Below are 12145 nucleotides of genomic sequence, written 5' to 3'. Positions count from 1 at the left end.
TGACGCTCCTGAAACCACGTTGCACAAGCCTTCCCTGCCTGAAGGCGGCGCCTTCAGAACACCGTGCCGTCGCTGGTGATGGCAAACGGCGGCGCGCCGCCGGGCCGGCGCTTGGCGGCGATGCGCCGTCCCGCAGCCCAGGTGCCGCCTTCCAGCACGCGCGCCAGCGGGAACTGCGCTTCGTCCAGCCCCAGCGCCTGGCGCACGCAATCGGCCACCAGGTCCAGGCCGCTGACGGTCAGCGCGCGCCATTCGACGATGACGGGCTCGTCGACCGCATGCGGTTCGGCGGCAAAGCCGGGATCGCGCGGCACCATCAGCTCGAAGTCGTACAGCAGGCCGCCGTTGCGGTACTCGGGCAGGCCGGTCAGCGCATCCAGGCCGCTCACGGTCAGGCCGGCGTCCTCGAGCGGCTCCAGCAGCGAATAGGTCAGCCACTGGGTCAGCTTGTGGAACGGCACCAGCCCGCCCGGCGCCGCCGGATGGCGCCAGCAGTCGCCCAGCGACACGCCCTCGAGCACGATGCGCCCCGGCCACACCGGCCCCAGGCCCACCAGCAAGGTGCGCAGCAGGAAGCCGGCATCGAGCTGGCCGCCGACGGCGTGCTCCTTCAGGTAGTCGTAGAGGTTGCCCAGCCGCGCCGGCCGGCCGAACAGCGCCGGGGTCGCGTCCATCACCTCGCCCAGCCGGCGCAGCAGCCCGGCGCGGCCTTCCAGCCCCACCAGCGGGTTGTGCTGCGCCACCTGGAAGGCATGGGCAATGCTGTCGGCATCGATGCGCTGCAGGCGCTCGGCATCGGCGCGCAGCGGGTCGCCCGGCGCCGCGGAAAAGCCGCCGCGCGCAAACAGGTCGAAGCTGGCCGCGCCCAGTCCTTCCGAACGCGTCAGCACCGCGTCGCTGGTCGGATCGCGGTAGCGCCACTCCGGCCCGGCGCCCGCATCCAGCAGCACGCTGGGGATCACCAGGTCGATGCCGATGCGGGCGCGCTCCTCGCGGTGTTCGGGACCGCTCAGCGCGGCGCGCTCGCACAGCACCTGCCAGCGGTCGGTGCGCTGGTCGGCCCCGCCGCTTTCGAAATGGCGCCAGCGGCTGTGGTACGGCACCTGCAGGTCCGGATAGCGCTGCCGGATGGTGCTGGCGACGTAATCGGCAATCGCATGCACACGGTCCGGGTGCCAGGTGAAGAGTTCGGACGCGCCGCTGGCCACGTGTTCGGTGACCGCCGCGCAATGGGTGCGCACCGCCTCGGCACACAGCAGCGCCGCCGCGGGATGCCCTTCGGGCACCGGGCTGAGCCAGCCGTTGTCATGGCGTCCGTTGCCGGCACTGTCCTCGGGATACCTCGTCATTCGTTCAACCCCCTGCCCTTTGCCAGGGCCAGTTCGTTCGCATCCGGCGGCGTGTAGTGCGTGAAGTAGCCGGCGGCCACCTTGGCGTCGATCTCGACACGGGCGTCGGCGGGGATCAGCGCCTCGGGGATCGCCACCTGCTCGACCACCTCGATGCCCTGCGCCACCAGCGCGCCATGCTTCATGTTGCTCATCGACGCCCAGCGGTCGATGCGGCGGATGCCCAGCCAATGGAACACATCCGGCATCAGCTCCTGGAAACGCATGTCCTGCACGCCCGCCACGCATTCGGTACGGGCAAAATAAGTCTCGGCGCGGTCGCCGCCCGCCTGGCGCTTGCGCGCGTTGTAGACCAGGAACTTGGTCACCTCGCCCAGCGCGCGGCCCTCCTTGCGGTTGTAGACCACCAGCCCGACACCACCCTGCTGCGCCATCTCGATGCACACCTCGATGCCGTGTGCCAGGTACGGCCGGCAGGTACAGATGTCTGACCCGAACACATCCGATCCGTTGCATTCATCGTGCACGCGGCAGGCCACGCGGGTCTCGGGCTTGCCCAGCTGGCTGACATCGCCGAAGAAATACAGCGTCATGCCGCCGATCGGCGGCAAGAAAACCTTCAGGTCCGGCCGCGTGACCAGTTCCGGGAACATGCCGCCGGTCTGTTCGAACAGGCTGCGGCGCAGCACGCTTTCCTTGATGCCGAAGCGGGCCGCCATGCCGGGCAGGTACCACACCGGGTCGACCGCAGCCTTGGTCACGCGCACGTCGCCATTGGCATGCAACAGGTTGCCGTCGGGCTTGAGCCGGCCCGCGGCGATGGCCGAGACCAGCTCCGGCATGTTGATGTGCGCACGCGTCACCGCGATGGTCGGGCGGATATCGACGCCGGCGGCGATGCGTTCGGCAAAGACGCTGGAAACCAGGTGCCCCCACGGGTCGAGCGAGACGATCTTGTCCGGGTCGCCCCACTGCGGATGCGGGCCGATGGCCTCGGCGGGCGCAGTATCGGTCAGGTCGGGACGGTGGTCGCGCTGCAGCGTGCCGGAGGCGACCGCGAGGGCACGGTAGATGGCGTAGGCGCCGGCGTGGGTGCCGATCACATTGCGCTGCGCCGGATTGGCCAGGCTGGCGATCACCGGTCCACGCTCCGCCGCCGTGGGGGCGCCCCAGTGGATCGGCTCGGCCGGCTTGTCGCGGCGCGCGTGCGAAGTCAGGACGATATGGTCGGACATGACACCCTCGGTTCCCGATGGAATCCTGACCAATCGGTCAGGTTTACGATTCCATACTAGGCAACCTTTATGCCATCCCCCAATGCCCGTTTACGCCAGTGTTGCGCCTGTGTGTGTGGCGTCCAACGCAAGTCCGTGGCAGTGCCTTGCACGCCCGGCGTGCCGAAGGCACCACGCCGGCGGCTTGCATGCACCACCCGGATGCCGCGCGCGTCCGCGTAACGCAAGCGCGCTCCGCGTACGGCGTGCGGCGATGGTTGCAAGGGTTACATGGTCGGGCGGCTGGCCGAGCCCGGGCCGGAGCCGCCTGCCGCGTCCTGGCGGCCGCCCAGCGACGCCCGCAGTGCCGCGAACGGCTGCGCGCTTTCGACGAAGCGGTAGAACACGGCACCCGCCACATTGCTCAGCATCCAGGCCGCGGCCATGCCGAGCGCGTTCAGCACCGGCTGCCCCGGCGCCAGCTGCGACATCAGCGCGTTGACCACCAGGCACACCGGGAAATGAACCAGGAACACGGAATAGGAGATGCGCCCGAAGTACCCCACCACGCGCGCCCGCGGCCAGCGTTCCAGCCATTCGCCGCGGCGCGCCAGCGCCAGCAGCAGCGCGGTGGCCAGCGCCACGGCAATGCGCAAACGGAAGTCCAGCACCAGCGCGCCCAGCGCGACCGCGCCGAGCAGCGCCAGCGGCAGCAGCGGGCGGCCGGGGGCGGACGCCCAGTAGGCCAGCGTGCCCATGCCATAGGCTCCGAAGAAGTACACCGCCCAGATATCCCACGCGGCATCGCGGTTGAACCAGAACAGCGACGCCCCGGCCGCCAGCGCCACCAGGCCGATGCTGACCGCCACCCCCGCGGGCGCCCTGCCGCGCGACACCGCGCGTGCGGCCCACAGCGTGCCCAGCAGCAGCGCGAACAACTGCAGGTCGATGGCCACGTACCAGGCCCCGGCCGACAACGCGTCGACATCGACGATGTCATGGAGCAGCGTCAGGTGCGCGAGCAGCTGGCCCAGCGTAGGCGACGCCGGGATCGAGTCATGCGTCATCCAGTGCCGCGCCACGGCGGCGCCGGCAATGCTGAGCAGGATCGCCGCGGCAAACGGCACCACCAGTTTCTGGTAGCGGCGCCACAGCAGCGACAGCGGGTGCTGGCGGATCTCCAGCCGTCCGTCGGGCGCCAGGCTGCGCGCCGCCAGGAAGCCGCTGACCACCAGGAACACCTGCACCGCGATGCGGGCGTAGTCATAGAGCCAGTCCACCAGCCCTGGCGCCAGTTGGTAGGCGGCGTCGGACATCGGTCCATAAAAGGCGAGGTGGTGCAGGACGATCAGTTGCGAACTGACGGCTTTGAGGGCGTCGATGCACGGCAGGCGCGACGGGCGGGGGCTCATTGTTATAGGGAGGATGCAAAGGGCACGGAAGGCGCGATTCTACCCGCTGCGTGGCCATCTAATGTGGCGCAATGCCTACATTCTGCGGATTGGTTACACAGTGGCCGCGCTTGTTGCCGGCCCGACAGCCGCTGCGCTGCCCCAGCGCCAGCAGGTTGGCGCTATTGGCACAGCGCCATCAGCGCTATCCATGCCTGGGCATAGGAAGGGTCCAGCCACCCTGCCAGGGCCAACGCGCACGACGCGGCGAGGCCGAGTCCCGACAGCCACGGCCCCAGCGCGCGCATACCTGACCTGGCGGGCTTCATGGCCGCGCCGCCGTCAGTCCGCTGCGGACGATCTGGCGATCGTCGATCGGCGAATGCAGCGCCGCGGCGACGATGCCCAGCGCCATGGCGCCGTACCAGACCGCGTCGTACGAGCGCGTCAGCTCGAACACCAGCCCGCCCAGCCACACCCCCAGGAAGGAGCCGAGCTGATGGCCCAGGAACACGAAGCCGAACAGCGTGGCGAGATAGCGCACGCCGAACACCTGGGCCAGGATGCCGTTGGTCAGCGGCACCGTGCCCAGCCACAGCAACCCCATCGCCGCACTGAAGGCGTACAGCGTCGCCGGGCTCAGCGGCAGCAGCAGAAACAGCGCCATCGCCGCGGTGCGCGCGAGGTAAATGCCGGCGAGCAGGTACTTCTTGCTGTGACGCCCGCCCAGCAGCCCGCACAGATAGACGCCGGCCACGTTGGCCAGCGCGATGATGGCGAGGGCCGCCATGCCGTCGGCCGCACGCATGCCGCGGTCCAGCAGGTAGGCCGGCAAATGGCTGGCGATAAAGGCCAGCTGGAAGCCGCACGCAAGAAAGCCCAGGTTGAGCAGCCAGAAGCCCGAATGGCCGAAGGCCTCGCGCACGGCGGCGCGCAACGGCTGGCCCGCGGCCGCATCCGGCGCGCGGTGATCCGGCGCTGCCGCCGCGCCGCGGTCCTGGAACGGCAGCGCCAGCGGCACCAGCACGGCCATCGCCACGGCAAGCAACAGCAGCGCGGCCACCCACCCGGTACTGACCAGCAGCGCCTGGACGCCCGGCACCAGCGCAAACTGGGCGATGCCGCCAACGGCGCCGGCCAGCCCCAGCGCGCGGCTGCGCTGCGCGGCCCCGGTCATCCGGCTGAGCGCGCCGTAGACCACGCCGAAGGTGGTGCCGGACAAGGCCACGCCGAGGCACAGTCCCGCCGACCACACCAGTGCCGTCGACGTATGCGCCTGCGTCATCCCATACAGCCCCGCGGCATACAGCGCCAGCCCGCCCGCCATCACCTTCCACGAGCCGTAGCGGTCGGCCAGCATGCCGGTGAACGGCTGCGCCAGCCCCCACGCCAGGTTCTGCACCGCCATGGCGAAGGCGAAGGTCTCGCGGGTCCAGCCGCGCTCGGCAATGATGGGCAGCATGAACAGCCCCTGCACATGGCGCGCGCCCAGCGCCATGCCCATCAACACGCCCCCGGCCAGCACCAGCACCCACAGTTGCCGCCACCAGGGCGTGGCGCCGGAAGTGCACGAGCGTGGCAGGTGGATGGTCATGGCAGCCCCTTGTCGATCGATGTCGCCCGCAGGCGCGATGGCTCTATTGCAAGCGACGGCAGGCCTGGCTTCAACCGATCTTTCGGTCGCTCTGCCATGCGTGACGCGCATGGCAAAAGCCTGCCGGATCGTGCTGTAATGAAGCTCGCGCGTCTGCCCGGAGCTCACCGCATGTCCACCCCGCTGGTTCGCCTGTTCTCGCTCGATCTGCTCAAGGGCTTCGTCGCCGTCGGCCGGCGCATGAGCATTACGCAGGCGGCGGACGACCTGTGCCTGACCCAGTCGGCGGTAAGCCGCCAGATCCATGCGCTGGAGGCGCAGCTGAAGGTGCAGCTGTTCGTGCGCAAGCATCGCGGCGTCGCCTTCACCGCCGAGGGCGAGCGCCTGTTCCGCAGCGCCGACAGCGCGCTGCAGCAGCTCCAGGACGTGGTGGCCGAGGTGCGCCGCGGCGAGGGCCGGCAGCCGGTCACCGTCACCGCCAGCATCGGCGTGACCGGCCTGTGGCTGCTGCCGCGGCTGGGCAGCCTGCAGAAGGCCCACCCGCACCTGGATGTGCGGCTGTCGGCCAGCAACCGCATCAGCGACCTGCGTGAAGAAGGGATCGACCTCGCGGTGCGCTATTGCCGCGACGCCGCGGCGCCGCCCGATGCCGTGCGCCTGTTCGGCGAGCATATCGCCCCGATCGCGCATCCGTCGCTGCTGGCCGCGCTCGCGCCGCACAGCGATGCGCTGCTGCAGCTGCCGCTGCTGGAGTTCGACGATCCGCGCCCGTGGCTGCAGTGGCGCAGCTGGCTGGCCGCGCGCGACCTGCGCCAGGCCAGCCAGCGCGGCATGCTGCGCTTCAACCAGTATGACCAAGTCATCCAGGCGGCGCTGGCAGGGCAAGGGATCGCGCTGGGGCGGCTGGAACTGGTGCGGCCGCTGGTCGACGGCGGCCAGCTGGCGCTGGTCCCGACCGCGCGGCAGGCCCCGCCAAGCCCGAACGCCTACTGGCTGATCCAGGCCGCCGCGCAGCCGCGGGCCGACGTCAAACGCGTGGCGCAGTGGATCTGCCAGGAAGCCGCGCAGACGGTCAAGATGCCCGCGCGCCCCGCAGCCAGCTGAACCGCCGCTGCCCGGCCCGGCGCGGCGGCGCGTCGATCCGGCACAGCGCCGGGCCCGCGCCGTGCAGGGCCGCGACGAACACCTCCGCGTCTGCCTGCAGCCGATGGCACTCGCCCGGCGCCAGCAACACATCGGGCGATGGCCGGCCCGGCACCTCGAAGGTCAGCCACAGGTTGCCGCCGCGACAGACCACTTCCGTGCCCGCGCGCAGCCGCAGGCCGAGGCATTCCGCTTCCAGGGAAAAAGTGCGTGACATGAAAGGCTCCGGTTAGGGCCTTTTCATTGTGTTGGGCGGCGCCGGGCCTCGCCATGAGCAATGCGTCGGCCAGCCATGCCGGCGCCGCATGCGCGCGCGGCATCGGCGGTCCCAGTTCTGGCGTCGCGGCGCGGCCGCGGAATTTGCTTATGACCAGAATGTCCTTCACCGCGCCCCGACCGGGGGTATACCCTAGCGCCTTTGCCGCATTACCGGCTGTTATCCCGGTTTCCCCCGCATGTCTGCCTTTGCCCTTACCACCCGCCTTTCCCGCGCCCGCCGCCCGCTCGCGGCAATCCTGCTTGCCGCCGGCGCCGCCGCCATGCTGGCCCCGGCCGCGGCAAGCGCCCAGAGTCCGGTGCTCGACAAGATCCGCGACGCCGGCACCATCGTGCTGGGCTACCGTGAATCGGCGCTGCCGTTCTCGTTTGCCGACGACAAGGGCCAGCCGGCCGGCTATGCCGTCGACCTGTGCCTGCGCGCGGCCGAGGCGGCGCGCCAGAAGCTGGGGCTGAAGGACCTGAAGGTGCGCTGGATGCCGCTGACGCCGCAGAACCGCATTCCGGCGGTGGTGAACGGGCTGGTCGACCTCGATTGCGCCCCCAACACCAACTCGCTCGAGCGCCAGAAGCAGGTTGCGTTCAGCGTCTCGCACTATGTGTCGACGGTGCGCATGCTGGTGCGGGCGGACTCGGGCATCCGCTCGTTCGCGGACCTGCGTGGCAAGACCGTGGTCACCAGCGCAGGCTCGACCGGCGACCGCCACGTGCGCCGCTTCAAGGGCCAGTACGGCTATCACGACGTTTACGCCAAGGACCACGGCGAATCGTTCCTGCTGCTGGAGTCGGGCCGCGCCCAGGCCTTCGTGATGGACGACGTGCTGCTGGCCGGACTGCGCGCGCGCGCCAAGGATCCTTCGCAATTCGTCATCGTCGGCCCGGCGCTGTCGGTCGAGCAGAACGCGCTGATGCTGTCCAAGGCCGATACGGAATGGAAGCGCCTGGTCGACCAGACCCTGGCGACCACCTTCGCCGGCCCCGAGGTCACGGCGCTGCAGCAGCGCTGGTTCCAGCAGCCCATCGGCAGCCGCGGCATCAACCTGGCGCTGGCGCCTTCGGGCGAGGTGCGCGCGGCCTGGAAACATCCGTCCGACGCGGTCACCGAATAAGTCGCGCCGGCGGCGCCATGCGCAATCGCGCTGGCGCCGCAATTCAGGGTTTCCATGAGGTTGTGGTGCCGGGCAAGCCCCAAGTTGACAGTCGTGAATGATGTTGGCGACACTGGCCCGAGCCATCCCGGTACAGGGCAGGCCATAAACACGACCGCCGACGGCGGCATATCTCAGGAGAAACCATGAACAAGTTCGTCGCGACCGCGATCGCACTCTGCCTTGGCGCCGCTTCGCTGGCCGTGCAGGCACAGACCGGCGGCAAGCAGCAGTTCGATCCGTATTCCCAGGGTGCCAAGTCGGGCGAGAAGTTCGACCCGTACAGCCAGGGCGCCAAGGCCGGCGACAAGTTCGATCCGTACAGCCAGGGCGCGAACAAGAGCACCCGCACCGACCTGGCCGACCCGTCCGCCCCTGCCGCCGACAAGAAGCCGGCCAAGCAAGGCACCAAGAAAAAGAACAACAAGAGCAGCAAGAAGAAAGCCACCCCCGCTCCGGCTGCCAGCTGAACCACGGCTGCTTACGGATACAGGAAAACCCGCCGCGGCGGGTTTTTTTGTGCCCTCGCGGGCGAGGTGGCGATGGCGCGGGCTACGGCGCCTGAGTATCGAGCTCCAGCGCGGTCACATCGACACGCTGCACCTTGTCATCCTGGCGCACCTCGGTGCGCAGCACGAAGGCCTCGGCCGGGCAGTACCAGTCGGTGACGTGCATCACGGTGGGCTCGACCTGCACCAGCTCGCCACCGATCATCAGCGGCCCCAGCGAGGTGCGCTTGTCGTACGAAATCGGCTGGCATTCCTTGCGGCCCATCAGGGTGTCGATCATCTGCAGCCTGCCCACGTGGCGCGACCCGATATGGATGGTGGCCCGCTGCGCGTCCATGGTGCTGACCGCTTCATCGGAGCCCAGCGGATAGACCTTCAGCGAGACGCTGGAACGGAACACTTCGCCCTCCAGCGTGGTGCCTTCGCGCAGGTCCAGGCCGGCGTAGTTGAACACTCCCTTGCCGCGGAACGCTGCCTCGCCGTACATGCGGGCGTAGCGTGCGCGCGCGTTGATGACGGCCCGCTGGCTTTCGATGCTGGTCTGCGCCTCGGGCGCACTGCGCTCGATCACCACCTCGTGGACCTGGTTGGTGATCACCGGCGGCCCCATCAGCGCGGACAGCGCCGACTTGGAATTGACCTCGAGCTGGGCGCGGCATCCGGTCGGGCTGCGCTTGACATCGCGCAGGGTCATGCGGATCGACATCGGCATCACGCCGTCGCCTTCCATCTGCACATGCGAGCCGGAGCGGAACCACGGCGCATTGCACAGCACTGCCGCGGCGGCGGCCTGCGCCTGGCTGGCCGCGGCCTGGGCGATGCCGCCGGTGCCGGGCAGGACCGCCATGCCCTGCGCACCGGCGGGCGCGGAGAGCGCCGTCAACAGCGCCGCGCACGCCACCAGGCCGGCCTGCCGGAATTGCTGAAGCTCTGTCTTCACATCGATCCCCGTCTGGATTTTTCCGCCACCGAAGTCAGCGCCGGTCCCGTTGATATCTGACTGCGTGACATCGGAATTATCGCGTTTTTGTTGCGCGTGTAACTGCTCATTTCACGCCCGCGACGGTCTAACGGACATGCCGACGTGGCTGCCGGGCACGATCGGGGCGTTCTGCTGGCCGCGTATGCTTTATACACCGCATCTGTCGCGCAAACGGCGCTGGCGGCACTCGCCCAATCCGTCCGGAGTGACGTGGCCGCCGTGCTACCATTGCGCGCCTCGCGTATCCCAGCGGTTGTGGCGTCTACGGCGCCTGGCGGTCACGGTGTGCCAGCAGCGCGCCCGCGCGGATGTTTCCGCGCCTTGTGCACCGCCAGGCCCGGCTCTGCGTTGTGATGGCTTCGCCGTCATGGCGCGTCGCCCGAGCCCCGGTCCGCCGCGCTTTTCCAGGAGATCCATGCGTAGTTCATCGACCTCGCGGTTTGCCGCCGCGCCGTCCATCGGAGCCACCGCAAGTACCGCCATGCTGGTTGGCCTGCTGATCCTGCTGGTCTGGTTCGGTACCCTGGACATGCGCCACCTGCTGCGCTCCGATGAAGGCCGCTACGCCGAGATTGCCCGCGAGATGGTCGCCACCGGCGACTGGGTCACGATCCGCTACCACGAACTCAAGTATTTCGAGAAGCCGCCCTTCCACATGTGGGTGACGGCGCTGGCCTACACCCTGTTCGGGGTCGGCGACTGGCAGGCGCGGCTGTGCGTGGCGTTGTCCGGCATGCTGGGCATCGGCGTGTCGATGCTGGCCGCGGCGCGCTGGTACGGCTGCCGCGTGGCGATGCTGACCGGGCTGGTGCTGGTGTCGGCGCCGATGTGGAATGTCGCCGGGCACTTCAATTCGCTCGACATGACGCTGTCCGGGGCCATGGCCTGCGTGCTCGCCTGCATGCTGCTGGCCCAGCATCCGGCGGCCACGCCGGCCGTGCGACGCAACTGGATGCTGGCGTGCTGGGCGGCGATGGGGGTGGCGGTGCTGGTCAAGGGACTGGTCGGACTGGCCTTGCCCGGGCTGGTGCTGGTGGTCTATACGCTGGCGACGCGCGACTGGAAGCTGTGGGGCCGCCTGCATCTGCTGGCCGGCATCGCGGTGCTGCTGGCGGTCACGGTGCCGTGGTTCTGGCTGATGGCTGAACGCAACCCGGAGTTCCTGCGCTTTTTCTTTATCCACGAGCACTGGCAGCGCTACACCTCCAACGTGCACCACCGCGAGGGCGCGCTCTGGTTCTTCGTGCCGCTGCTGCTGGGCGGCTTCCTGCCCTGGCTGGGCCTGGTGCCGCAGATGTGGCAGGCGGTGCGCGAACGCGCCGGGGTGGCGCGCGGCAATGCGCCGCGCCCGTTCCAGCCGGCGCTGCTGGCCGGCCTGTGGGCGGTGGCGATCTTCGTTTTCTTCAGCCTGTCCGGCTCCAAGCTGCCAGGCTATATCGTGCCGGTCTTCCCGGCGCTGGCGCTGCTTGCCGGCGTGGCGCTGGATACCACCACGGAACGCGCGTGGCGCTGGCAGGTCAATGCCATGGTTGCGCTCGGCGTGATCGGGCTGATCGCGATCCCGTTCGTCGGCATGATGGAAAAGCCGGGCACGCCCAATGCGGTGTATCGTGAATTCGCGCAATGGCTCGCCCTCGCCTTTGCCGTGATGCTGGGCGGCGCGTTGCTGGCCCGCCGGCTGCTACGCACGCGCGGGGTGTTCCCCAGCGTGGTGGCGTACGCGCTGGCCATGTTCGTCTGCGCCACGGTCGGACTGCGCGCCCACGAGGTGATGGGCCGGCCGAGCTCCGGCGCGGACCTGGTGCCCGCGATCAATGCCGTGCTGGCGCCCGACATGCCGCTGTACAGCGTGCGGCTGCTGGACCACACGCTGCCGTTCTACCTGCGCCGCACCACGATCCTGGTCGAGCATCCGGACGAACTCGAATTCGGCATCCGGCAGGAACCGCAGAAGTGGATCCCGAGCGTCGACCAGTTCCTCGCGCGCTGGCAGGACGGCCAGCGCGCGGTGGCGATCATGGCGCCGCAGACCTACGCCGCGCTGGCCGCGCGCGGCGTGCCGATGCACAAGATCGCCGCAGACCGCCGGCGCGTGGCGGTCGCCAATTTCGCCCTGCCCGGACAGCCGGCACAGACGCAAGCACCGTAATCCGCCAACCGCCTTGCCATGACGCTTTCCACCTTTGCTTTCATCCTGTCCGGCGTGCTGCTGAACGCAGCGGCGCAACTGCTGCTCAAGGCCGGCGTCAACGCCGTCGGCGCGATCACGCTGGATCGCGGCACGCTGCTGGTCACGGCGCTGCGCGTGCTGACGCAATGGCCGGTGCTGGCCGGGCTTACGCTGTATGTGGTCAGCGTGGGAGTCTGGATCATAGGCCTGTCGCGCGTCGATGTGTCGATCGCCTATCCGATGCTGTCGCTGGGCTACGTGGTCAATGCGCTCGCGGCCTGGTGGCTGTTCGGCGAGATCATCGGCCCCTTGCGCGTGGCCGGCATCCTGCTGATACTGGCGGGCGTCTTCCTGATCGCCCGCTCCTGA

11 protein-coding genes are annotated in these 12145 nt (G+C 69.3%); 5 read left to right on the top strand and 6 right to left on the bottom strand.

Annotation, left to right across the window (positions count from 1 at the left end):
* Window positions 1-53 precede the first annotated feature (53 nt).
* The 4 genes from A2G96_RS25380 to A2G96_RS25365 form a co-directional block, all read right to left on the bottom strand.
* On the bottom strand, window positions 54-1349 hold the full coding sequence (locus A2G96_RS25380) for a URC4/urg3 family protein (RefSeq protein WP_062802958.1): 1296 nt from the start codon (window positions 1347-1349) through the stop codon (window positions 54-56).
* Complete coding sequence (locus A2G96_RS25375; RefSeq protein ID WP_062802957.1) at window positions 1346-2584, bottom strand: GTP cyclohydrolase II; 1239 nt, start codon at window positions 2582-2584, stop codon at window positions 1346-1348. Before A2G96_RS25375 ends, A2G96_RS25380 begins: the two co-directional genes overlap by 4 nt.
* Window positions 2585-2850: 266 nt before the next feature.
* Window positions 2851-3975: an acyltransferase family protein gene (locus A2G96_RS25370; protein ID WP_062802956.1), complete on the bottom strand. Its 1125-nt coding sequence runs from the start codon at window positions 3973-3975 to the stop codon at window positions 2851-2853.
* A gap of 304 nt (window positions 3976-4279) precedes the next feature.
* Window positions 4280-5548 (bottom strand): MFS transporter, encoded by a 1269-nt coding sequence (locus tag A2G96_RS25365; RefSeq protein ID WP_062802955.1) that lies wholly within the window; start codon window positions 5546-5548, stop codon window positions 4280-4282.
* Window positions 5549-5719: 171 nt separating this feature from the next.
* Between A2G96_RS25365 and A2G96_RS25360 the strand changes: the two genes are divergently transcribed.
* Complete coding sequence (locus A2G96_RS25360) at window positions 5720-6652, top strand: LysR substrate-binding domain-containing protein (RefSeq protein WP_062802954.1); 933 nt, start codon at window positions 5720-5722, stop codon at window positions 6650-6652.
* Here A2G96_RS25360 and A2G96_RS25355 read toward each other — a convergent pair.
* On the bottom strand, window positions 6621-6908 hold the full coding sequence (locus A2G96_RS25355) for a DUF2917 domain-containing protein (protein WP_062802953.1): 288 nt from the start codon (window positions 6906-6908) through the stop codon (window positions 6621-6623). The genes A2G96_RS25360 and A2G96_RS25355 overlap by 32 nt on opposite strands.
* A 238-nt stretch (window positions 6909-7146) precedes the next feature.
* On the opposite strand from A2G96_RS25355, the gene A2G96_RS25350 reads away from it, so the two are divergent.
* Both A2G96_RS25350 and A2G96_RS25345 read left to right on the top strand, forming a co-directional pair.
* The gene (locus tag A2G96_RS25350; RefSeq protein ID WP_062802952.1) at window positions 7147-8076 is read left to right on the top strand and encodes an amino acid ABC transporter substrate-binding protein; all 930 of its coding nucleotides are present in this window, start codon (window positions 7147-7149) and stop codon (window positions 8074-8076) included.
* 185 nt (window positions 8077-8261) lie between these two features.
* The gene (locus tag A2G96_RS25345; RefSeq protein ID WP_062802951.1) at window positions 8262-8585 is read left to right on the top strand and encodes a hypothetical protein; all 324 of its coding nucleotides are present in this window, start codon (window positions 8262-8264) and stop codon (window positions 8583-8585) included.
* An 82-nt stretch (window positions 8586-8667) separates the two neighbouring features.
* On the opposite strand, the gene A2G96_RS25340 is transcribed toward A2G96_RS25345, so the two are convergent.
* Window positions 8668-9564 (bottom strand): hypothetical protein, encoded by an 897-nt coding sequence (locus A2G96_RS25340; RefSeq protein ID WP_062802950.1) that lies wholly within the window; start codon window positions 9562-9564, stop codon window positions 8668-8670.
* Between the two features lie 457 nt (window positions 9565-10021).
* Here A2G96_RS25340 and A2G96_RS25335 point away from each other — a divergent pair, with 457 nt between their 5' ends.
* Window positions 10022-11755, top strand: a complete 1734-nt coding sequence (locus tag A2G96_RS25335; RefSeq protein WP_062802949.1) for a glycosyltransferase family 39 protein — start codon at window positions 10022-10024, stop codon at window positions 11753-11755.
* 18 nt (window positions 11756-11773) lie between these two features.
* Window positions 11774-12145: a DMT family transporter gene (locus tag A2G96_RS25330; RefSeq protein WP_062802948.1), complete on the top strand. Its 372-nt coding sequence runs from the start codon at window positions 11774-11776 to the stop codon at window positions 12143-12145.

Origin of the sequence: Cupriavidus nantongensis, from assembly GCF_001598055.1 — a bacterium.
GTDB lineage: Bacteria > Pseudomonadota > Gammaproteobacteria > Burkholderiales > Burkholderiaceae > Cupriavidus > Cupriavidus nantongensis.
Note: the sequence above shows the minus strand (reverse complement) of the source record. Positions and strands in the feature narration are given on the sequence as shown.